Source organism: Dyadobacter ginsengisoli DSM 21015 (assembly GCF_059568735.1).
Genome location: NZ_JCANTY010000017.1, coordinates 1 through 24,067 on the forward strand (window position 1 = coordinate 1; position 24,067 = coordinate 24,067).

Consider the following 24,067-nt stretch of genomic DNA (forward strand, 5'->3'; position numbering starts at 1 on the left):
TTAGATAGGTGCCGGTGTTTGCTGGGTACAAAAGCCATTCGGCCGCATGCTCGCGTTGATCCCAGTCTTTGTAGTCGCTTATATGGTCTTTATACTGCTGCTGAAGCTGCTTGCCGTCGAGATGAAAGTATTTGCCTAACTGAGAACAACTAACAGGATTATTATCAATACATTGTTTTTAAAAAATCAGCGAACTCTTTGGTCATCCGAGACTGGGCGTCCCCGTCCCCTTGTTGCACAATATTCCAATCTCTGCTGATAATCTCACCCGTATCCTTGACTTCCCAGCGCCGACGCTTAATGCAAAGCGTAACCTTCTGATTGCGAATGGGAAAATCTTGGACGTAAATCTCGGGCAGGAAGCCTTTGGATTCTAACTTTTGGTCTTTGTATTCGGAAGGAGGGAGATTTTTTTCTTCCAGATAGATGTGCAGGCCTGTTAAGCCTTCAACGATTTTAGAAAGTTCGAAATAATCGGGGGCGCCTAGCCGAGGATGTCCTCAGGTAACAGGAAGCGGACTAGGGATAAATAGGACTCGCGGTCCGCCGCCGCGGTGCAATGCGCTCAATATGGATTCATCGCAAAACAAATACATTTTTCGCCGCCCCACAAGTTTTAGGACTGATCCCATATTGGGACGTTTTGAACATTTTGGCATAGCGTTGGAAGAAAAAAGCCTGCAAATCAGTGATTTGCAGGCTTTTAATGTGTTTTGTTATTGATTTGCGCAGAGAGAGAGAGAGGATCTGAAACATATTTGCTAACTATTTATAAAACAGTTAGTTATAATATTTCTAAGATCACTTCCACGATTCATGACATCAGCTCAAAAAACCCCGCGAAAATCACTTAACGACCTGATTATCAATTAATAACAAACCGAGTTTTATGCAAAGTTATAAATTCTCTATTTAAGGGCAAAAATTGGTTTGATTTCTTCTGTATTTTAGGTTCGAATCCCTCGTCTCCGAAGGTTCGAATCCCTTTCGAACGAAAGAATTTCACGGCTCTGTCCTGTACGTCAAATTTAGATTTGACCTCTAAATCTGTTACAACGACCGATTGCTCGTTTGCCACCAAAGTTTCACCGGTGTTAGGGCCAATTCCTTTTACCGTCGGGCAGCTAATAATGTTCGAGATAAACTCGCTGTCTACCGGCTCGGCAATGTAGCACTAATCTTAGTGCCCATTTATAAGACAAATCAAAGATCGACAACCATTGCTTATCTAACCAAGTTGAAATACAGAATTCAAGAGCTATCCAAAACAAAGAGACCGCCCAGAATGATTGCTACGGTCTCCCCTAACCTACAACATCCCGGTACTTGATAAGGTTTTTAATCAAGATCACGCCACCTGGAATCAGGTATGTAATCGCCTCGATAACTGCATCTATAATGTCGAATGCAGTAGCACATTCACTCAAAAATTTGCAGACACATTCTTTGATTTTCTTCAAAGTAATCGCCCGGCCAATAATGAGGAAATCGAAAAATCGCTCCCAGTCGCGAAGGCCTCATTTTTTCAGGGCTATAATACACTAACACACTGGGTCTTGATACTAAAACAGATTGATATAAATTGGCCAAATCGGTCTCGATTTCGGGCTCATCTTCCAAAGGCATTTCGGCCAGGTCCTGATCGATTTCCTTTTCAATTCCTTAACATCGATCAAATTCAATTTTCGTCTTGCAGCAACATAACTTTGATGGTTTAATGCCCACTAATTGATCAGGTTTTCGGCAATTCCTGAGCATATGACGCACGGCTCCGCATCATCATATCGAAAGTAATATTAAACATCGCATTATTGGTTGTAAATACGTCAATTACCATTTTTGTAAAGTAATTTACCTCTCATTCAATCTTTTAAACGCCCAGGCGAAATTTGTCCGAACACTGTCCGGTTTGCCCTTCGTAACGCTGGTCTTTACCCCAGCCTTACTGTGACAAGAAAGGCAGGATGAATTTTGCCCAAAGTTCTCTATCACTGCATTGGAAAGGTAATGTGGCTCGGGAATCCCGATATAACTTTGATCATTGGGAAACAATTTTGGAAGAAAAGGCCATTGACTCCCCACCAAATCATAATATTGCCATACCGATTTTGGATCTATTGCTACCATTTGCTCATGCATCCAATCATTTAGCTGACGAGCTTTGTCGCTGATTTTGTGCTGCCTCGCCAACGGAGACTTACCGGAAACGTCCAGCTGCTTATTAACATTATTTCCGTATTTGCTATGATAGTAACTGTACCGTTTTCCCGGAAGCGCGTTCACATTTCCATTTATTATTTCCGGCACGTTATCGGTATGTTCAAATGTCGCCCAAAGCCATTGAGGCAGTTTTGAATATCTAACAGCTATGTGCATGGCTACAAGCCCAACCTTTACACTTCTCCATTTTTTACCTTCCAGTATCTTTGCCTTTCTGGTGTAAAACCGACTCGGATCATCTTTTCCTGAGATGACCTTCCATGCCATCTTGATCATAATAGATCCCTTGGAAGGCTGCATAGTAACCGTCGAGTCAGGTACGCTGTCCTCATCGACATAAAAAGAACCACCTTTGCTCGTCGAAAATACGGGAAAGTGAATTCTATTGATCCTGGATGCTTTCCCCGCTACCCGCAGCATAAAATTCTCGTCTGCATAAGGAAATGTTTTCACGAATTCTCTAAGCCCATCGAGCGATTTAATGTTCGTTTTCTCGATATAGGAAGACATAATGTCATTGTAGTATGACTGAAAATAAGTTTTATTCCCGTTCTGATCGACGACAGGAGGCACCTTACTGGCCTTATCTCCACGAATTGACTTGAAAGACCCAAGTTCACGGTTTTTGAAGCTATTCAAAAAGAAATCTATCCGATTCTCTTCCGGCACTTTGCCGTCGTCATTTACAAGAGGCTTTTGATTGGGCAGTTTCTTTAAAATGATCCGTGGGTTTCCATGCGGCAGGATCGTGCTGACTTCAAACCAGTGCTGCCATACCGTCTTCGCAGACCCATCGCCAAAACATTTTGTTGAATCGGGCCTGCCGCTCCAATCGGCCGGCCAATTAATTGCAACAAATGTTTTCCAAGATAATGTATCGGCAAAGGCCTGTGCCTGACCGACAAAATGTGTTTTATCCCTTGGATCCAGCGATCCAACGACCTTATCCAGATCAAAATTAACCGGTACGTTTGCATATTCTTTATATGCCAGACACTCACAATCGCGAGATTCAAGGTATTGATTCACGATTACGTAGCCAATCACAAGAGCGGTACCAACAGCAACGCTACCGAATATTATTTTCTTTTTCATAAATCCTAAGTTCTTTCCCAGAGATTATTACGCTTAATTCCGATGTATAACTTGGCCTCCATGCCACCCGATCCCGAATAAGTTATTTTGAAGTGATGAATAAACTCGGTATACAATGATTTCTGCTGACTTGATATTTCAAAAAATGATGCGATTTTATCGGAATACCGTATATCCATCACTTGACTGGACAACAAATAAGCGAGCACTTTTTCCAACCGGTCTTTTTCCCATTTCCTGACATATCCCTCAAATCCGACTACATTCCTTCTCGCCGCTGATTGCGTTTCGACATTCATATCAACGAAATCAAAAAGCTGGTGCATTTCATTTAAAAGTGCAGTTATTCCCTCCTCTTCAAATACATACCCGGCATTTAACAGAAACGGATATATTGCATCTTGAGAAATGTTATGTACGAATAATCTGACTTGCTGGTCGCCAGGTCTTGCAGCCATCATCCCGACTTGCGGTATCCATGCGCCATTGGGCAACGAACCGTGAATGTTTGATATCGAGGCTTGCTCGTCGGGCTTCAAAGTAATGCCTAAAACCGAAAACACATAGGATATAACCTTCGTGAAGTCAGGAGTAGATAATCCATCAGCAGGACCTAAAAAAAAGTTAGGCACCGGTTCGTAAGACCTCATTTGTGGTGCATCCATTTCCAACCATAGATTGCGCACCAGAACGCTGACGGGATCACGTCCGTCTATCCAGCGAGCTGTCAGGTTCAGAAAACTTTTCCACAGAGGGTGGTTGTAACAGGTTTCCGATAGGTAATTATAAAAACTCCTGTACGAAATATGCGAAACACAGATCTGAAAGTCAGTTTCCAGGTCAACATTAGCCAAGCGAAACTCATATCCCCATAACGTGCTTGCAGATGCGGGAATTCCAGAGAGGAACGACACGCTCCTCTCCTTATTTCTTTCCGATAATAGCTGGTGATATGCTGGAGTTTTGAATGTTTCCCACCTGTCTAAATAGCTATAGACAGACCGAAACGAAGGGTCTACGGACATTTAAAGTTCCGTCACAGCGTCTCCATAATATTTTGAATTCGCAAAGGCTGGCCGGGCGGGCACCATTCCGCTCCGCAAGGGTTAATAACGACTCTCGTCATATCACTTAAAACCCTGGTGTCCAATTTGATCAAATCATTTTGAAAAGGGCTCGAATCGGGATCCTTTAATTGTGCTATAACCTCCCCTACCGATTGATCCAGGAAATCTCCGGAAAATTCATCATAAAAAAAGGGGGGAATAATATCCCGCAAACGGTTGCTTGAGTCCATTAAATCTTTCATACTACTGAGAGGAGAGGTTAAGTTTACAACAAATAAAATATTGCCCAGAACGACAACCACCAAATATAACCACTATCTATCTACTACATACAACGTTCAATGTTATTTTTTTTAAAAATCAACATAAAATTTATTTTGTAATGTAAATTATAATCTGGTGTTGTTCAAAAATGATTAAATTACACAAAACCCCGCTCAACCTCTATCTATACTGAATGCTTACGCTGATCTCTGAAAGCCAACGATCGCTCGTTTACCACCTTCATGCGGATGGTGGCAGGCAGGAAATCTGGAAAGTTTATCCTAATGAAATGATTGCCGAGGAATACATGCTGAAAGAGCTCGGCCTCTCTGTAAAGTTTGCCACGACACGCTGTTTTCGTAAGGCAATATCAAGGTCCGTATACCGCAATCAGCCGTGCCTTGTCATGGACTTTGTACCTTGGCCTACTCTCAGGAATTTCAGCAAAAACCAGCGGCTTGAAATCACACAGATTTTGGCAATTTCGGACAGCATTCTCCAACTGCTCGACGAACTATCCGACCACGCTGTCACACACACCCGTATCAACCCCGACAACATCCTGGTTGATCCTGAAACTCTCCGGCTTTCGCTAATAGACTTTTCGAGGGCGGAAGGTTCGGTTTTCACGCCAGCGAGATTTTCGCCCGGGCATTTCGCCACTGACGAACTACCCTATTTCTCCCCTGAACTGACGGGATACCTTGTGTTAAAGGCCGACCACCGTTCCGATTTTTATGCGACAGGCGCTGTGTTGTATGAACTGCTTACTGGCCAGCGTCTTTTCGACTGCAAAGACAGGGATAGCTTGCTATACAATATCTTGGTAACTCCTCCCAATCCACCAACGGCCCATAATCGCTCAATTCCCAGGTTTTTTGAAGATATTGTTTTAAAGTTGCTTTCAAAATCACCCGATGACCGCTACCAGTCCGTGGCCGGGCTGAGGACCGACATTGATCTTTGCCGACAAACTCTGGACGATCCGATCGGCCAGATTTCCCTACGAGCTGGCATATACGACAAGTCTGATCAATTGTTGCTATCAAATAGAATTTACGGCCGCGAGCGGGAGCTGGGTGCTCTTCGGCAGTGTGTTCGAAACGTGAGCAAAGGAGAGAAAGTAGTCCTGGAAATTGTGGGGGGACCGGGAGCGGGTAAATCCACGCTCGCGCGGGAACTCCGAAATGAGACTATCCGGCATCGCACCATGTTCGTTTACGGAAAATACGATCGTGCCGATGCCGACAAACCGTTTCATGGCTTGCAAACCGCTCTGAGGGAGCTTGTAACCCAAGTCTTATGTGAGGAAGAATCCATTATGGATCAATGGAGAAATGCGCTGTTGGCCGCATGCGGTGACATTGGCAAGGTGCTTATCGACTTTGTTCCGGAATTCCAATGGGTAATCGGTGCCCAGCCTCCCGTTCCTGCACTGGATGGAGCAGAAGCCCAGAGTCGCTTTCAATACCTCTTGCAGCGATTGTTCGAACACATTGCCGACCACAATCACCCGATCGTTGTTTTTCTGGATGATTTTCAATGGGCAGACCATTCGTCGGTTGTATTACTTGATAACCTGGCGCGCTACAATCGAATTCAACATTTCATGCTGGTAGTCGCCTCACGCTCCGGCTACGAGACCAGCGCCATCTTTCAGGAAAAGGCCGCCAGGCTTCATCTTGGCGATCTTACATTATCCGCTATCAGGGAGATGATAGACGATCTCGGACTGACGGGCAATGCGCCTGTAGCGGATTTAATCTACGACAAGACCCAAGGTAACCCATTTTATACGATCCAGTTCATCCAGACACTTCACGAGCAAAAAGTCATCAAAATTAGCCCGGAATCAAACCAGTGGATTTGCGATACGGACCGGCTTACGTCGTTTCAGGTTGCTGAAAATGTCATTGACCTGATACTGGATCGGTTCAATACATTGTCTTCAAACTGCATTACACTGCTCCAATACGCCGCCTGCTCCGGCAAACATTTCCAGCCGGGCTTGTTATCGGGCCTCCCTGAATTTTCAGCCGGCTCTCTTTCGCCAGCAATCGAGGAAGCGCTGGAAAAGGGAATGATACTACCGGGCATAGAAAATCGCTATGAGTTTGCACATGACCGGATTTATGAAAGTATTTATGCCACCGTAAGCGAGGAAGAAAAAAAGGTGATACACCTACGGATCGCACGTGAATTGGAAAATGCGAATGCGCTTGCCGAAAATATGGATATTCTCATGGAAGTTGCGCGGCATTACCACCTGAGTGCAGAACTGCTTCCCAGTGAATCCAGGTTTGAAATGATTAGGCTGAACTACCGGTGCGGCATGCTCGCGCGGCAAAAAGCCGCGTTTTCGCTGGCCCTTGAATATTTTAAGAGGGCCGCTGACCGTGTCAGCGAAACGGATTGGCTAAACCACTACCAACTCACGATCGACCTGTTCATTCAGGCAGGTGAGTCGGCTGCCATCACCGGAGCACGCGCAGTGGCCGAAGCATGGGCGGAAACAGCGATCAGCAAATCCAAAAACCTGGCCGACCGCTTCAGGGCTTTCGAGGTGCAGCTCAATATCATGAACGAGAATCATGAAATGCTGAGCGCAGTTGAGCTGCTGATCAAACTGATTAACGAACTGGGTTTCGGCATTACCCGTCTCCCATCCAACTTGAGGCTCGCGAAAGAGCTGGTCCTTACGAGGTCGCTGCTTTGGAATAAAAAAACGGATGATCTGGCGGCTTTGCCAATCATGACACACGAGCCGGCCCTGATCTTTATGCGGCTTACAGCGAAATGCACCACATCCATCTTTTCCGCGGCTCCCGATATTTTGCCATTGATCATATTCAAGCAGGTGCAGCTTTCTGTACGACACGGAAACTCACCTTATTCCGCTGTTGCATACGCGGCTTACGGTTTTGCCCTTTCCAGCATCATGGGCAAGCTCGATCAGGGTTTTCAATTTGGTGAGCTGGCTATACGCCTTGCATCGAACGGCCATGCAGTCGAGGTAGAAAGCAAAGTGCGGGCCATGTTTTACGGATTTCTTTCGTATTGGAAAAACGACATCAAGGATGCAATCCCTGCATTGAAGAAAACTTACGTTCTCGGCCGCGAAACAGGGGATCTTCTCTACGCATCCTTTGCCGCCACATTTCATAGCTGCCTCCTGTTTTTTACCGGGGAGAAGCTTTCCGTCGTGCATAAAACCATGCAACAGGACAGCGTACTGATTGCGCAAATGAAACAGGATCTTGTTTATGTGGTCTCCGAGAACCAGCGACAGATGGTCTCTCATCTGATCTATTCCGATAGCCAATCCCTCGATATTACAGGCGATGAAGCATCCGAGGAGATATTTGTGGCCAAGCTTTTAGCGAAAAAGGATACTGCTACCCTATTTGATTTCTATGCGTATAAGCTTTTCGTGAGCTATCTGCTGGATTCGTCATCCAGCGCGGTCCATTACATAGAGAAAGCCCTGCATTATGAAGATGATACTTCATCGCACCAGATATCCTATCCTCATTTTCTTTTGTTCGCGGCCCTGGCAACTGCCGACGCCTATGCCCTCGGCCCGCAAAAGAAATACAAGGTCAGGGTTGACAAAATACGCCGCAGGCTCCGAAGGATTGTCGGGCATGCACCACTTAATTTCAGGGCTATGTATGAGCTTGCAAGTGGCTCCTATTGTATTATGCTCAATCAATTTGAACTTGGTTTACAACACTTTACATCCGGAATTGAATTTGCAAGGGCCGATCGCCTGCTGCACCTAGAAGCGATTGGATATGAATTGGTGGCACGACACTACGGGAAAAAAAATGCATGGTCGTTCGCGGAAGTGTTTCTTAAAAAAGCATATGCGGCATTTGAAAACTGGGAAGCAACTGCCAAGTGTAAAAAAATGGCCCGTGATTATCCTGAAATGACTTTTGAAACCAGGACATTCCGCCATGTCTTCGATACCCATAACCAACCGTTAGGGCTGAAAACCGACGAACCTTCTGACATCAATCAGGTGCTTGGCAATCTCACACTAGCCATGAAGCATCGGACAATGGCCGACAAAGTCACGTTATTGGTCAGAACTAAAACGGGGGCATTCGAGGTCAGGACCAGCTCCAATCACGATACCACGCCGATTGGTGACCGTGACTTACTGCTTTTCCCTCAGTCTGTCGTCAATTTCGTAAAACGGTCCGAACAGTCCGTGGTATGCCGGGATGTGCAGAAAGACCATCGGTTTGCGTCTGACCGATACATCCTCGATCACCACGTTAATGCCATGATGGGGTTTCCTGTAATGATGAAGGAAACCCTGACTGCCATCGTCTACATCGAGAATCATCGGGTCGACGAATATGGCCCCGAGTACGAGAACCTGGAATCGCTGAATGCGCTCATTGGCCTTTCCGTTGAAAATGCATTGCTTTTTGAAGAACACGAAGCGGTGAGATCCTTGGAGCAAAATCTGGATAAAAATCTCCTGCAAATCAGCCACCTCGCAGAGGAGAAGGAACGCAAAAGAATTGCCGACGACCTGCACGACGACATCGGAGCACTTTTATCTACCACGAAATTGTACCTCTCACACCAGGGCGCCGACAGTCGACAAGGCCTGCATAAGGCGGAAATGGTATTGGACGAGGCCATCAAGAACCTGCGCGAAATCGCCCACAAGCTATCGCCAGCCACGTTACAGCGTTTCGGACTGATCCCGACGCTTGATCTTATGGTTCAAAATATCAGTGAAACCGGGGCCATTTGCATTGAGATGGAAAGCAATCTGACCGAACGGCTTCCGGAAGGGACTGAACTGCAATTGTACCGCATTTACCAGGAGCTGCTCAACAATACAATGAAATACTCCTGCGCTACCGAAGTGAAGATCGGGATCGAAAAAAAGGAAAATGTGGTACGCTGCATGTTCTCCGACAACGGGATAGGTTTCAGCATGACCGAGACACAAAACCCTCCATTAAGCGGGCGCGGCGTAGGCATCCAGAACATTTACAACCGTGCCAAAGGTGTTAATGCAAAAGTCAGCTTTCAATCGTCGCCAGGCAATGGCGTGGCGATGAGCCTGGAAATTGAAATGTGACCTATGGGACAACTCAAAATTATTCTCGCAGACGATCACCGCCATTTCCGCGAAGGCCTTCGGTTCGTTCTTGAAAGCCAGGAGGATTTGAGAGTGGTAGCGGAAGTGGGCAACGGAGCAGAACTGATTTCCAGCATTCATCAAGAAGCACCCGACGTCGTACTGATGGACTTGCGGATGCCTGTAATGGATGGCGTGGAAGCGTTACGACGCATCCGGGCCGCGCAACTCAATGTTCGGGTGATCGTTATGTCCATGTATCATGAGGAATCGATGGTCTCCCATCTGTATGATCTTGGTGCCGACAGGTTTCTGCTCAAAAACATTGCCGCTGCCGAGATCATTGCCGTAATCCGTCAAGTTTGCTTTGCGGCTTTTGAAGACAACCTGCCGCAAACTAACAACCCCGTCTAAAATGCCCAGGATGCAAATTGATGCCTACCACGAAGCACTTTTCCAAACACAACTGGAAATCCAGCAGCAGGCATTTGACCAGATTGCCAGCGAGGTCCACAGCAATATTGGCCAAGTGCTTTCCCTGATCCGCTTAAATTTGAGCATGATAGCTTCGATAAATCCCGAAGCTGGCGAAAGGAAAATCAATGAATGCGGGGAGTTGCTGGATGCGACCCTGGAAGATTTAAGAAACCTTTCCAAAAGATTGGATGTAGCTGTCGTCAAGTCCTTACCCCTACGGAGCAGCTTATCAACGCAGATAAACTATATCAGGAAAAGCGGCCAGCACGCTGTATCTTTCGATGCTACCGGGGAAGAACCTGCGATCGACCCGGAACATAAATTGATACTTTTCCGCATGATGCAGCAACTTGTCAACAATGCCATAAAAAACCCTAACACATCCGACATTAGTTTGAATATAACCTACTTAGAGGAAAACATACAACTATCGCTGGCCATTGACTTACAAGATCTCAGCGACATCTTTCCCATAGCAAACATAGAAGACATCAGTAACCCGGCGATGTTCGATCGGGCGAATATGATAGGCGCGAAATTGTCAATCGCCCGGGCAGCGGCTTCCCGCATCTTTTTTCAATTGAATTATCCAGTTTGTAAAAACCCGTCATCCAATGCATAAACCGCTGTCAAAAGTTGTCATGGTGGATGATCACCGACTCTTTCGGAAGGGCGTGATAGAACTTGTTGAAGGGTTTTCTGGGTATCAGGTACTTTGGGAAGCGGAAAATGGCCACGATTTCATCCAAAAAGTAAAATCGACCACGGTGCCTGATATCGTGTTGCTGGACATCACCATGCCCGTCATGGATGGCTATCAGACAGCCCAATGGATCACGCACAATCTGCCCGAAGTGAAGGTTCTCGCGTTATCGATGCACAACGATGACGACTCCATTTTTAAAATGCTGAGCGCAGGCATCGATGGTTACATCCTGAAAAACTCGGAACCGACAGAATTGAAGATTGCGCTTGAAGCGCTTGCTACCGGTGGCAGCTACTATACCAAGCAAGCCACTTCGGTATTGATAGGCAGGATCAATGCAAAGCCCAATCCAGCCGTCGAGCTAACCGCCCGGGAAACGGAATTCCTCAAACTCGCCTGCACCGAACTCCCATACAAAGCATTCGGACCATTGATGGGCATTCATGGACGCGTCGTGGAAGCCACGCGCGAAACACTGTTCCGTAAACTCGCCGTATCGACCCGCGTAGGATTGGTGATTTACGCCATCAAAAACAGCATTTACATCATCGAATAGGTTAACGGGCCCTATTTCTTTTTCAAAAAAACATTTCGTCGGTCAATGAACATCCGGCTGTCGTGGATTTGCAGTTTCTCGTAAATATGTTCGAGATGCTTCCGAACGGTTTTTTCGGAAATGAAGAGCGTTTCGGCGATTTGCTTGACGCGCCAGCCTTTTTGAAGGCAATCCAGGACCTCCGCCTCACGGGCCGTCAGCGAGCTCATTTCGATCACTTCTCCTTCATGTTTGCTGCGCAACAGATCGAGCGCCTTGCTCGCCATCGTCGGCGAGAGCGGCGAACCGCCTTCCAGCACTTCTACGATCGCATTAACCAGTCGCGAAGGTTTTTCATCTTTCAAAAGGTATCCGGAGGCCCCGGCTTGTATGGCTTCGAACAAGCGCTGGTCGTCATCAAGCACTGTTTGCATGATGATCCGGATTTCCGGATAAATTTTCTTGACGTGCCTGGTCGCCGTTACGCCGTCCATCCCGTCCATCTCGATGTCCATGAGTAAAACATCCGGTATAACCTGGCTTTTAAGCTTTTCGAGCAAGTCTTTGCCGTTACTTGCCTGTAACACAATTTCCAGGTCTTCACTCATCGAGAGTTTTTCAATAATGAGCGCAGCCAGTTCTGCATTGTCCTCGATTACACCAACTTTTATAGCCATATCCCTTTTTGAACAAAGATCGTTTTTCAGTGACTGGCAGGAAATACGTCAACTGACGTATTTTGCGGTTAGGGGAATGATCACCCGAACGGACGCGCCGCCACGGTCAGACCGCAGTTCGAACATCCCGCCTATATCCTCTGCCCTGCATTGCATATTGGTAAGCCCATAGCCTTTTGCCACGTCGTTGATTACAAAACCCTGGCCATTGTCGGTAACGGAAAACACTAAACGCTCATCGTCGAAACACATTTCAAACGTGATTTCGGTGGCTGAGGCATATTTGAGGGCATTGTTCACCGCTTCCTGTGTGATCCGGAAAATGGCGTTGGCCACCGCAGGTCCCAGGTAAAGGTCCTCTGGACAATCGCAATGCGTTTGCAATCGGGGGTTCTCGCGGTCTTCCCAAATCCTTCCCAGCCAGGCCAGGGTCCGTTGGTACCACTGGTGCGCATCAATGCTCTGTTGATTCAGAATCCAGAGCGTATCGCGAAGGTTCTGATTGGTTGCCCTAGTGAAATCGCCCAAAGACAAAAGCGGCTGCTGGATGTCCGATTTGTATGCCAGAATATCCAAGCGGTTGATAATGTGGGTGAGCTCGGAGCCTATCCCGTCGTGCAGATCACGGGCGAGCCGGACCCGCTGCTGCTCGATCTCGTTGCGGAGGCTCAATACCTTGATCTCTTCCTGTTGCCGGAGGCGCACTGCATCGTCCGCTGCCTGTTGCTTAAGGACGTTTTCAAATGCGAGCTCCATCCGCTCGCTTTCCAGGATCCGCTGGCGGTATACCCACCCGATCAGGATCACAACAATGTCGATCGTGATCGCATAACGAAACAGCAACATATCGGGAATCGCTTCCTTGATGACACCTGCATTGACAAGCAATGCATTGAAACACAGGAAGCATACCAGCACCGCAACACTCGATATATGTACCCAAACCGGCTTAAAACGGCGGCGCATGGCGTCGGCAACGTAAAGCAGCCAGCACACAAGGTATCCAAACGACAAGATAAGGCCGGCGTAATAGCTGACGAGGAAAAGGTCGTCCAGCCGCTGCCATTCCGCGATATGCACCATCAGGATGGCGACTTCCACGCAAAGTGTGATCACGAGAGGATTGAACCGGACGAGCATTCGGTTATCCGACTGCCCTATTGCCAGAAACTTGCCGCTGAATAGCACAAAGAAACCAAGCCCGATGTTGATCCAATGCCCCAGGACCGTATTGGCATCCAAATAGCTTAAAAACGAAGGCAGAAAAACGCCCCAGCCGTCGTTGAGCAATGCATAAATATTGATAAAGCAAACATAGCCTGCGAAGTAGAGGTAGCTGCTGCTGGTTTTGCCAAAACCGAAGCTGACAAGGCTCAAAATCAGCGACATCATGACAATACCGACAAAAAAAGCCCAGTTCCAGATGTCCCCAAAGTTATGTTCCAGGAATGCCTGGGGCTCCCATATGACAACGGGCATTTTGAGCACATCAGGGGCCCTCACGAACCCGCGTATGAAAATCTGATAGCGCTTGCCTTTTGTGAAATGGTAAGGAAACAGAAAATACCGGTGCTTCATCGGCTGATGTCCAAAGCCCGACATCATCGTCGCGTCGCTGCCTTTGTCCTGAAAATCATCCACATATAAAACCAGCGAATCGATAAAGTGGCTCTGCACTTCGATCCATAAGGTCTGCGACTTTCGGGTTTGATAGGTAAACTTCACCCAACCATACCCACCTGTTTTACCAAAATTGGCAGCATTGACTTTCTCCCAGTCAGCATCGCGCAGGCGTCTTACCTCGTCCAGGGTGTAGCGGCCGTCCGGGTCGGGGCGTTGCATGAAGTCCGGGTTTTCCAGGGGAACCGCCTCTGCCACCGGCAAGGCAACACAAAATGCCAGCATCAAGTAAACAAGTCTAAAAACCATGGCAGTTTTACTCCGGGAGACGTTTGATTCATCGGTGTCAAAATTGCGATAAGTAAATGATTTTGTAAATGTGCACAACACCGTTTTGCGAGGGGTGTTTTCCACGCTTTATAAGTGAAAAATCCCCTTCCGGTATTTTTCAAAAAGGTTGTTTTTGTGATTTTTTCTCTTCCAGGGTTTGCCGGAGCAACTCGCTTGAAGCTGTAAGTTTTTTGTTTTCCGCCTTTATCTCCACGAGTTCCTGCTTTAATTTCGTGACCGTCGTGTCCTTTGCCCGGGCCGCTTCCCACTGGTCGATGCGCTTTTGGAAAGTAGCCAGAACAGCCTGATAGGCGGGCTGGGGATGGACCGATTTCAACCCACTGATCCACGTATGAAATTCGAGCAGGGATGCCTGTGTTACATTCGGTATCGTTTCGATATGCCCTGCAATGCGGTCGGCTTCTTTCATATCCGTTAAAAAAACTTTTGCCGCGTTCGCCTGCGCTAACTCATGCCTCGCATGCAACGCCGGTATCCGAACCCACGCCCAATAACTCCAAAACAACAGGCAAATGCACAGGCAGGCACAGAAAACCGCAAATTTTACAATTTTCTGCTCGCGGGCCTTTAAATTTTCGGCTTTCAGACTCATGGGAAATTATAAGGTAAATAGTGCCTGCTTGATCATCTGGATCTCTGCTTTCAATTCGTCCTTTCTGGCCTTTTCGTCTTCGAGCATTTCGCGCAGATCGGAAGTAGTATTTGCCGATGACGATTTCGCAGAAAGCATCGCTTTACCCGCTTCGGATTGATGATCGAAATTGACCAGCACCTGTGCCGCTAATGGGGCACCGATGGTTTGGCGAAATGCTTGCTCAAATGCCTGTTTGTGGGTTTCCCATTGCAGGCTTGCGTTGGCTATCCTCGCGGGATCCCGCGACAGGGTGGCCGCGGTCATCTGCCCGTGAAGGCTATCCAGTATAGCAACACCCCTGGCAAATGATTTTTCATCAATGCTTTCGAATGCATCGCTCCGGTATTTCCTGCCGGCAAGCCAAAAACCGATTGTCGAAACCACCGCAAGCGCAGCGAACCCGACCCTGAAAATCATGATCCTTTTCATAAGATATCCTGTTTTATCCTCCTATGAGCACGGTTGGACAGCCGGCCGCGATTATGCCCCCATGCGCCGTGGGATCGCCCAGCCGCAATGCCGGCGCGCCACCTATCATCACCGTAGCCGAGCCTAAGATGGTCGAATCGGGCGGCCCCGCGCATACGCACAAGTCGCCCACATGCGCGGCCGGCTGTCCTCCGATCAACACGGTTGGGACGCCGGGCCCGCTCACAGGCCCGCCCACATGCGGGATCGGTGGAAGTCCAGGCGTTACCATCGGGCAAGTGTGCATATCCCCTATACGTGCTGCTGGCTTTCCCATAGTCTCGGTTAACGTTGTTTACCATAAATATCCCAACTCCCCTGATTCTCCACATAGCTCAGCGGCAGCAATTTCTGGAACAGGAATTCCAGAAAGTCGAGAAACCGCACAATGCTGTCGAAAAGCACCGTACTATCGTTGTGGTGGTATTCGTTCACCAACACCCCGTCGATCATCGACTCCATCAGGGATTTAGACGCGGCAGGGACATGCGTTTTAAAAATGTTGGTCGTTCCCGCGATATTGTTTTGAAAGTAATTAAAAAGCAATGCCGCATTCGCCTCCGGAATACTGTCCAGCGAAATGCGCAACACTCTCGCCATTTTCATAAACACGCCCGCCATGTAAACCGGCGCCAGGTCGCGCACGACCAACCGATAATGGTCAGTGGATTCGGCACAGAATATCAGGACTTTTTCAAGCACCCGGTACAGGTCTGCCCCGATGCTGCTGCGGTTCTGCATTCCGCCTATCTTGCGGACGATCTGTATCGCTAGATGCTGTACATTGTTCAGCAATGTCCCACAACTTTCATAATACCAAAGCAAGCTTTCCCCGTGAATGTACACACATGGGGCAATGTACTCGTGATCGACCGAAAACCGCTGACTTTCAAAGCGTACCCGGCACACGGGAAAGCTATGGGCATCTGAAAGCATGTCATGTACCGATAACAGGTCGAGGCTGGGCTTGACGGTCACGTAGGGCCTTCTTCCCATCCCTTCCAGCTCATAATCCCCAATTTCAATCGTTTGAAAGGGGTTGGCCTTGATGACTACATAAAATACGCCAGCCGTTCCCAGTTTCATTTTGAAATCGAGCAGGGATAATGTCAGCGGCTGATGGTCTTTTCCTGCTTTCCATTCGAGACGCACCCCGCCGGGCGTAATGCCGCGGCACGAGGCGATCTGGATCACATCGCCGGACAAGATAGGCGTGGAAAGGCTGGAAGTGACGCCGTCGTTGGCAGGCAGCAGGCCATAGTTGTGGCTCGTAACCTGAATGGCGGCCACGTCACGGATCGAATCCCGGATCGCAAAGTCGTGATCGACAAAATGCCGCTGGGTTATTTTCATACCGTCACGCCAGTTGACGAACGAGTGCTTGATGTCTGGTAAGATCATTTTTATTCAGAATAGCTTTGTGCGATAATTTTGTCGTGGCGGCGTATGCGATTCTCTCTCAGGCTTTTGCCGCTATCCAGGTAAATCCGGCCCTGCTCGGGTTCATCCTTGTAAATCACCCATCCCAGCGGCTTTCCGTTCGCGGTAAAAGCGATCGGGTTTTTGCGGTGCTGCTGGTGCCGATTGTTATGGGAATAAATGATGTATTGATAAAGGATTCCAAGTTCGATGTCCCCGGGCAGCTCCACCTCGTATCCTTCAAATGTCGGGACCCGCTCATCCGGAAGCTTTGTAAACATGATATTGACCGGAATCACATTAACCGGTTCAAGAATAGGCAACGCCCGGTCCGAGTCGTAGTACCACCGGCGATAGCGTAATTCTGGAATGTTTTTCCAAAGATGGTCGGTTAACCGGTACAGCGCGGGGAAAAGCATGACCAACCAGGCAGGCAGCAATGCCGGTAAAAAAGCATTGGCTTCCTGCCCGCGCAAACCAAACACGAGATTGAAACCGCACATGCCCCAGCACATCCCGCAGGCGAACGTCATCAGATAGAACCTCTCTTGTCCCGGATGCAGCCAGGTAGACCATTTACTCCCCCACACTGCCATTACCAAGCCAATCACACCCGCCAAAACAGCCGTGGACGAAAACGAAACCGTAATGGCCGAGTCCCCGGTGAACAAAGCAAGTGTCCCGGCAGACAGCAAACACACCAAAGCTCCCAGGAGCAGCGATATCCGGCGCATTCCGGCCGGTCGCGCCATTCCCAACGCAACGGTTAAGCCTATCGCAGCTACCAAAGTAATGAATATCAAACAGATAACAAGCGGTGTTAAAGCCATGATTGATGTTGCATATAACCTATTCATTGATCAGCACCGTTGTATAACCCAATACACCCGGGCAATGCACTTCGTCCAGCAAAAAATTGACGACCAACCCTTCCGACTCTTCATGCGGGGAAGCCGGCACAAAATCCACGATCCAGTCCCACTCCGCAGGAATGAGCATCCCGCAAAGGAAATGCAGCAGTTTCTCGCCCTGGGACCCCGGGAAATAGCAACTCATCCGGTCATATGTCAACGGCCCTATGCGGATCACCAACTTGTTCCATTGCCTGTAACTCTCCATATCCAATACGGCGTCTACCCCCAGCAATGCCTCCCCCAACCCCGAAAAGTGACTGCCTACCTCCGCATAGTAAGGGCCTGACTGCATTTCGAGCGCGCAGTAATCCGACAGCATCCGCGTAAAGCATCGCTCCATCTCCCGCAGATTGCCCGCTACCCTATGCGCTATGACCGTTATTTGCAAAAGGTCCATGTTCTCGTTTTCGGTAAGGCCTAATGCCAGGGTTTCAGGCCAGAAAATCGCTACAAATTCCCGGAGAAACCCCGTTTCAGAACCCGACAACACTTGCGATTCAAAGTGCCCGATGCGCGCCATTTGCCGGATGAGCAGCTGATCGAAAGGCCCGAGAAAAAGCCGGGCATCTGCTTCCTGTTCTTTCTCCGACTGCCGGATCGATTCCCATTCGTCCTGTTTTTTGGAGGTCAATACCGACTTGTGAAACAACCGTTCGGGCAACATGTCGAACAAACCATCCCGCGGTGTGGCCGCCTTATACCGGAAATGCCCTGCTTTTGTAGCTGGAACATCGTCCAGATCGGCGATATCTCCTTCAAAAAATTTCGAAGAAGATTTTCCTGGTGAAAACATCACCTCACCGGGTTCGCAAAGACCCGACTCTGACAATTCGTTCAGCACATATTCCAGCCGCAGCCGTTTTACGGGCACTTCTGCCAGAAGCGAGCTGATCTCGGCTGCCAATAACCCATGCTCATTGTACATCGCTCACAATGATTTGTACCGGCCAGATACCGGGCCCCTGCTGGTCAAACAATCGCGTGAGCCTTAGTCTGTTCTCCTGCCAATGTTCCAGCGTGAAGGTTTTCTGTCTGTTAGGTGTCAGATGAATTTCAAGGGATGGCTGAATGCTTTCAAACGGATAGCTACCAACAGCAAACCCCTTCCTCACTTCCACATGGCGGATATCGTCGCCCAGCTCCGCACGGCAGACAGCTTTGTAATCTTCGAACGTAACAAGCCTGCCTCTCGACAGCACCGCCCGTTTAAATGCCGGCAGGCATTCATCACCGGAAAGCGGCTTTCTCCCTCCTTTCACCGTGGTAACAAGTGCGATCGACTCGTCGACAAAGGCTATATAGGCCCTGTCACGGTTCAGGCGTGTGCCCAATGCGATGCCATTAGCTTCCTCCGCACGGGTTGCCCAGTAGCGCAACTGTATTCTCCCTGCTTTCTCAGGTGTTTTAATAGTCAAAAACCAATTGGGGAATTGGTCTTTCCGCAGCGATTGATTGATCCTTTCAAGACGTTTATAGATTTCGTCCACGTCCGAATCGAGTTCCGTTTGCCCGCTGGCTTTGAAAACGGCACTTTCATCACGGATAAGGTCCGCGACATACCGGACCATTTCGGTCGCATCCCGTTCGTCGAACCGGGTCACGCCACGTTGCCGCAACAGGTATTGATGCCGCTCGCTTCGACCGAATTGCTCGGCACTCGTCAGACGGGCGCCGGAAGGCGCTTCCACCGCAACCATCCCCGCGAATTGCTCCCCGTCCTCGACCCTAACAGGGACTACGTTGAAAAGGGGCCGCAGCTCGTGGAACTGCGTGATAGCCCGTCGCTGGATGACCGGGAATGCATTGACATCGATAACCAGTCGCAGCATTTGTTCGGGCGAAATATCAGTAGGAACCTCCATCCGGATCCAAAACAGCTCTTTATGGAATGATTTGGCCAATTCATCGGGATTCATCTGGGCGGCAATCGTGTCCGGAACCCTGGTAGGGTTCAAGAGTATATCTTCGCCTGTAAACCTCGTTTGGCTCGCTACATTGAAAAAATGATTTTTATAGTGCTCCTCTACCGATGGCGCCTGCGTGCCATCATTCTGGCCATCTTCGGCCCCGACTCCACCCGTCAATCCCGGCGTTACCCGCATTTCCGCCTCCCCTACAAACATCCGCAGGCCAGCCAACCGCCCCAGGCATGCCAGGCGATCGGTGTCGCTGCGCCAATCAAAAAAGAATGAAAAACGCTCGAAAGCATTGAGTTCTCCGTCAATATCCAGCCCCAGCCACAATGCTCCGTGCGGCAACGATTCATTCATATAATATTCCTTCCCGCCCGGCCCGGTTTCTCTGATCCGGCTTTGCACAGCCCAGGTATGCAGGCGGATCTTGTAAAGGTCGTAGTGGCCGGACGGACTGAAATGGAAATCCTTTCCTCCCATATTACAATGGAACCCATGCTCGGGCATCACAACGTAATGAGGGTCGATGACTGCCGTTTTCATCACCGCATGGGCGGACTGAGGCCCGGTCCATATTTCCGGCACGAGCAAGTGGGCCAGCTTTTTCATCATTCTGCTACCCGCATTGTCCAGCTCATGATAGATTTGTTCCATGCCCGTCGCGAAAGCCCCCAGGAGCATTCCAACAAGCGGATCGAAACTCTCCGGCGCCACCTCGTCCTGGTCGTATTCCCACATTCGGGCAATTTCCCGGATCAGTTCGGCGCGGATGTTTTCCCTGGTTCTATATCGTTTGGCTTCGGCGTACATCGTTTGCTAGGAATATCTGATAAGCGTAAATTTCATGTCCGGCAGTTTCTCCTGCGTACTGATCAGCTGGCCGCCCACCGTCACGGTAATGTAGCGGCACATTCGGGCGTCGTTGCCATCCTTGACCTCCTGCACATCACTTATTTCTACGGCTACCTGCTGGACCTGGATGCGCGTTTCACAATGGGCAAGATACTCGGCGATGCCTTGTTTCAGTTGATTCTTGCTTTGGGTATCGCTCAGTTGCCGGAAGTCGTAGTGGTGGACCGCGCAGCCGTAAGTTTCGTCAAAGTAATATTCGCCCGGGCGGGTAGACAGGTACAAGGAAACGTTCTGGTACACCGATTGCTCCACCCCGACTTTGTCTATCCAGGTATTGTCGGGGCCGGTCGTCGCGCCACGTTTTTTCATCAGTGTGCGGAAAGAGAGCGGAATCGGGTAAAAATCGTTTTCCATCATCTCGTCAGTTGATCATCACCTGCGCCGCTTTGAGCGTTGCCTTGGCTCCGCCGTCCAGGTCAAGGCAGGTACCGGCGCTAAGCTGCATCTGCTGGTCGGCCTGGTGCGTGGCGGTTGCGGATTTCACACTCAGTTTCTGGGCAGCTTCAATCTGGATGTCAGGCGCTTTCAGGATAATTTTCTCGGCTGCTTCCAGCGAAATCTGCCCTTTGGATTTTACTTTGATACCCATCGTGCCGCCAAGGGTCAGCTCTAACTCATTTTGTTTGTCACGGTTGTAAATATGGATTTTTTCCGCGCCGCCGGTGTCGTCGATCATGATATGGTTACCGCCTCTTGTGATAATTCCTTTGATGTTATTTTGGGGATGAAAAAGGTTGCCGGGCAATCCTTCCGCCCGGTACATGCTGCCCGAAACAAAAGGAATGTCGGGATTACCAAATTCAAAATCCACAAATACCGTTTCACCGACTTCCGGGATAAAATAGACACCCTTATCCTGGCTGGCCATCGGATGCACTACCCGAGCCCATGGCGTCATTTCGCCTTCTGCTTCCTGCCAGGGAAATTGCACCATCACACGTCCCATGCTCTTGTCGTCATTCACTTTCATCACCTTCGCCGTTTGCGGTTCCGCATTGGGCTGGATGATGCGATAGTCCACTGGCGCGAAGTCGGTATCGTGCGGCAATGCTTCGAAATTGCATTGATAAATTCCCCGCGAATCCATGTAGTGGCTCAGGCGTGTGACCACAAACGATCCGTAATCGACAGATTCGGTCTGGTTGGCGGCTGTCAAGAACGTGTCGGTTATTTTCACCGTTGCGCCCAATTTGATTTCCATTTCGGGTGTCCGTCCGGTGAGAACGGCCAGTTTGTTGGTTTGCTCGCTTTTCTTCAATTGGACCGCACGTTTCAATGGACCACTTTCATGATGGTTCTGGTAACCGAGTTCTATCAATTCATCCCCGAATACCTTGTCCGATTTTTCAGCCCCGATCTTTGCGAATGATCCCAATCCGGAAATCTTCTCGGCTGAAGAGGGTGCCTGGTACGCTTTGTGTGTATAGTAATCGTAATAAAGCCCTGTCTGGTTTAGCGGCGTTACGCGCACGCTATACTGCATATCAAACAGGTTTACGCCGTTTTTAAGGCTGATTTCTTCACCTTTCTGCCGCCCCTTTTTCCCGAAAACCAGTTGCTTTCCGTCGTAAAACATCCATTCGCCATAATCTTCGGCGAGCCGCTGCATGAAATGGAAGTTGTCCTCTTCATACTGCGTGACGTAGGGGATCGCCGTCGTGAAAGTCGGATCAATGACCTTACTTATCTTGGCTAGTGGACTGAGTACGGCCCCCAGAATGCTTTTTAAGCTTTTTTCGGTAAATGAGCGGGTTGTTTTGCCCGCACTGAGCAGCGCGGTGGGACTAATGCCCGATACCAATAACGTGTTTGCCGTTCCACTGCCTTTAACCAATTTGACAGAGGTCACAAAGCCGTCAAAAATCAGCTTCTGTCGCTCGATACTGGATGTTTTTGTCTTTTCTACCTGTTTTAAGTAAAGGTTAATGTCCTCTCCGACCCAATCTTCTGCCAGTTTTTTCAAATCCACCTTCGATGACTTGCCCGGTAGCATTTCCGGCAAAAATGTAATTTCGAATGTATGATGGCCGTCAAACGGTTGGGTCAAAATCAAATCACTGACACGCGTCAAAACAGTGCCATTGATGGTCACCTTTACCTCTCCAAGAAGTTGCGTAGTACTTGGCATGTGGGAACAGTTTAAAAATTACTTCATGTCATATTTACGCTCCGCACTTTCCAGAAGTTTAGAGATATTTACGACAGCATCTTCGATCATGCTCGGGGTTATTCTGCGCTGCTGGTGGTCAGAGAGCTTATATTTGTTGAGAAAGGCAGCCAGCGTCATGACCCCATTGCGTTCCGGTTGATAAGGGTCTGCCTCAATTTTAAAGAGCTTCTGAATTTCACTTCTTATCACGCCCGCGAATTCTGCCTGTGCTTTGTCCTCGGGCGTAGCGCATTTGGCAAGGGAGACGCCCAATGTCACCGGACGCCCCAGGCCCATGCTCAGATCTTTTTTAAATGCACTTACCCGAAACCCCGCTCTGCCCAAAGTATCCTTATTTGAACAAACCTGGATATTGGCTATCGCTTTTCTAAATACTTTTTCGACTTCCCCTGATGACAATGATTGTCCCTCCTGCCGCATCACTTTCGCGTCGGGGTGTTTAAGCGCCTTGGTAAGCACATCATACAGCTCCCTCACATATGCCATAAAAATATGCTGGCGTTGCCAGGGATGGTCGGGAGCAGAACCGTGTAAAGCGTGCCCCCTATCTTGACTCAGCATTTGCTTATCCGTGCGGTACAGCATCGTTTCATCGTCTATATGACTGTGCGCAAATGTATCGCCAAGGCGATGCAGTAGAAAGCCGAACTTAATTCCATCTTTGGGTGACACGTTTTCCATCGCCGACCGGGTGATTTCCCGCTGCTTTCTGACATCCCCACCGGTTAATGAGTGCAATACTTGTTCAACGAGCATTCGCCAGTCGTTTTCCGTCGCAACCTGTGTGGAAAGGTTTGTATTCACGCCGGCTTTGGCCAGCAATGTTTCTGGTATGTTTAATTTTCGCAGCGTGTCAACCATCGTCTGTCTAGCGGTTAACCCTCCCTGCCTGATTTCCAATTCCTTTGCATCCAGAGATGCGACCTCATCCGGCATTTGCGCACAAAAAGCAAATCCCTTAGCTGCTTTTCCCGAAAAGCCCACAGCCAGTGCCACGAAATAGACGGTATAGTAATGCCCTGACTCTTCCATTGTTGAAAACGGATGAATAACGAAAAGATAAGCCGAAAAACAATTAGTAAGGCCCCAAAAAGTCAGGGCCTATCCCACTAGTCCCGCTTTAAAACGAGCTTATTTCCATTGATATCCATGGATCTCGTCGAAATGGTGAACGACTGCGTTCCTGCATTATCGCCTGATAGCGAGAATGTTTCACTGAAATTCACCACGGCTGCGTCTTCAAATTTGATCTGCCGGACCGATTCGTTTTTCTGATTGAAGAACTCGACCAGGCCCTGCGCGCTGTCGTGATGCGGCATCAGCATCAGCTCGATGATTTTATTGCCATTGCCCATGGTATCGTCCTTCCGGGTCGCAACGGTCAGATCGATGTTACCGCCGAAAATCTCGGAAGTAGTCTCATTCGTATGCGGGTTTACATGCTGGTGGAATGAATACGTACAATGAAGCACTTCGAATTTGGTGCTATCGATTTCAAGTACAGCCTTGTGTGCCATG

General features: G+C 48.8%; 21 protein-coding genes. 4 read left to right on the forward strand and 17 right to left on the reverse strand.

The features are described from left to right. Window positions 1-164 precede the first annotated feature (164 nt). The 4 genes from BP71_RS36875 to BP71_RS36890 form a co-directional block, all read right to left on the reverse strand. Window positions 165-455 (reverse strand): ISAon1 family transposase N-terminal region protein, encoded by a 291-nt coding sequence (locus BP71_RS36875; protein ID WP_496386854.1) that lies wholly within the window; start codon window positions 453-455, stop codon window positions 165-167. 1,396 nt (window positions 456-1,851) lie between these two features. Next, complete coding sequence (locus tag BP71_RS36880) at window positions 1,852-3,315, reverse strand: hypothetical protein (RefSeq protein ID WP_496386758.1); 1,464 nt, start codon at window positions 3,313-3,315, stop codon at window positions 1,852-1,854. A 5-nt stretch (window positions 3,316-3,320) separates the two neighbouring features. Beyond that, window positions 3,321-3,980, reverse strand: a complete 660-nt coding sequence (locus BP71_RS36885; protein ID WP_496386759.1) for a hypothetical protein — start codon at window positions 3,978-3,980, stop codon at window positions 3,321-3,323. A gap of 371 nt (window positions 3,981-4,351) precedes the next feature. Then, entirely contained in the window at window positions 4,352-4,624 is a 273-nt protein-coding gene (locus BP71_RS36890) for a hypothetical protein (RefSeq protein ID WP_496386761.1), read from the reverse strand. 215 nt (window positions 4,625-4,839) lie between these two features. On the opposite strand from BP71_RS36890, the gene BP71_RS36895 reads away from it, so the two are divergent. From BP71_RS36895 to BP71_RS36910, 4 genes are read left to right on the forward strand one after another with little or no spacing between them, the layout of a single operon-like run. Beyond that, window positions 4,840-9,753, forward strand: a complete 4,914-nt coding sequence (locus BP71_RS36895) for an AAA family ATPase (protein WP_496386763.1) — start codon at window positions 4,840-4,842, stop codon at window positions 9,751-9,753. A gap of 3 nt (window positions 9,754-9,756) precedes the next feature. After that, the gene (locus tag BP71_RS36900; protein WP_496386765.1) at window positions 9,757-10,167 is read left to right on the forward strand and encodes a response regulator; all 411 of its coding nucleotides are present in this window, start codon (window positions 9,757-9,759) and stop codon (window positions 10,165-10,167) included. A 1-nt stretch (window position 10,168) separates the two neighbouring features. Continuing rightward, the gene (locus BP71_RS36905) at window positions 10,169-10,852 is read left to right on the forward strand and encodes a sensor histidine kinase (protein WP_496386767.1); all 684 of its coding nucleotides are present in this window, start codon (window positions 10,169-10,171) and stop codon (window positions 10,850-10,852) included. After that, window positions 10,845-11,492 (forward strand): response regulator, encoded by a 648-nt coding sequence (locus BP71_RS36910; RefSeq protein WP_496386769.1) that lies wholly within the window; start codon window positions 10,845-10,847, stop codon window positions 11,490-11,492. The genes BP71_RS36905 and BP71_RS36910 overlap by 8 nt, the downstream gene beginning before the upstream one ends. Window positions 11,493-11,503: 11 nt before the next feature. Here the strand turns inward: BP71_RS36910 and BP71_RS36915 are convergent, their stop codons facing one another. The 13 genes from BP71_RS36915 to tssD form a co-directional block, all read right to left on the reverse strand. Beyond that, entirely contained in the window at window positions 11,504-12,148 is a 645-nt protein-coding gene (locus BP71_RS36915; protein WP_496386771.1) for a response regulator transcription factor, read from the reverse strand. 48 nt (window positions 12,149-12,196) lie between these two features. Further along, on the reverse strand, window positions 12,197-14,077 hold the full coding sequence (locus BP71_RS36920) for a 7TM-DISM domain-containing protein (RefSeq protein WP_496386773.1): 1,881 nt from the start codon (window positions 14,075-14,077) through the stop codon (window positions 12,197-12,199). A gap of 139 nt (window positions 14,078-14,216) precedes the next feature. Then, window positions 14,217-14,528, reverse strand: a complete 312-nt coding sequence (locus BP71_RS36925) for a hypothetical protein (protein ID WP_496386775.1) — start codon at window positions 14,526-14,528, stop codon at window positions 14,217-14,219. 189 nt (window positions 14,529-14,717) lie between these two features. Then, entirely contained in the window at window positions 14,718-15,182 is a 465-nt protein-coding gene (locus tag BP71_RS36930) for a hypothetical protein (RefSeq protein WP_496386777.1), read from the reverse strand. Window positions 15,183-15,195: 13 nt separating this feature from the next. Continuing rightward, a complete protein-coding gene (locus tag BP71_RS36935) occupies window positions 15,196-15,498 on the reverse strand; it encodes a PAAR domain-containing protein (RefSeq protein ID WP_496386779.1) in 303 nt (100 codons plus the stop codon). Window positions 15,499-15,506: 8 nt separating this feature from the next. Further along, complete coding sequence (locus BP71_RS36940) at window positions 15,507-16,622, reverse strand: hypothetical protein (RefSeq protein ID WP_496386781.1); 1,116 nt, start codon at window positions 16,620-16,622, stop codon at window positions 15,507-15,509. A 2-nt stretch (window positions 16,623-16,624) separates the two neighbouring features. Then, window positions 16,625-17,470, reverse strand: coding sequence for a TssN family type VI secretion system protein (locus tag BP71_RS36945; RefSeq protein WP_496386783.1), 846 nt, complete (start codon window positions 17,468-17,470; stop codon window positions 16,625-16,627). Window positions 17,471-17,489: 19 nt separating this feature from the next. Then, the gene (locus tag BP71_RS36950) at window positions 17,490-18,479 is read right to left on the reverse strand and encodes a hypothetical protein (RefSeq protein ID WP_496386785.1); all 990 of its coding nucleotides are present in this window, start codon (window positions 18,477-18,479) and stop codon (window positions 17,490-17,492) included. Then, a complete protein-coding gene (locus tag BP71_RS36955; protein ID WP_496386787.1) occupies window positions 18,469-20,277 on the reverse strand; it encodes a hypothetical protein in 1,809 nt (602 codons plus the stop codon). The genes BP71_RS36950 and BP71_RS36955 overlap by 11 nt, the downstream gene beginning before the upstream one ends. Window positions 20,278-20,283: 6 nt before the next feature. Further along, window positions 20,284-20,733, reverse strand: coding sequence for a GPW/gp25 family protein (locus BP71_RS36960; protein WP_496386789.1), 450 nt, complete (start codon window positions 20,731-20,733; stop codon window positions 20,284-20,286). A 7-nt stretch (window positions 20,734-20,740) separates the two neighbouring features. After that, window positions 20,741-22,507, reverse strand: a complete 1,767-nt coding sequence (locus BP71_RS36965; RefSeq protein WP_496386791.1) for a type VI secretion system Vgr family protein — start codon at window positions 22,505-22,507, stop codon at window positions 20,741-20,743. 18 nt (window positions 22,508-22,525) lie between these two features. Next, window positions 22,526-23,581, reverse strand: coding sequence for a DUF6765 family protein (locus BP71_RS36970; protein WP_496386793.1), 1,056 nt, complete (start codon window positions 23,579-23,581; stop codon window positions 22,526-22,528). Window positions 23,582-23,658: 77 nt separating this feature from the next. After that, on the reverse strand, window positions 23,659-24,066 hold the full coding sequence (gene tssD, locus BP71_RS36975) for a type VI secretion system tube protein TssD (protein ID WP_496386795.1): 408 nt from the start codon (window positions 24,064-24,066) through the stop codon (window positions 23,659-23,661). Window position 24,067: the final 1 nt, after the last annotated feature.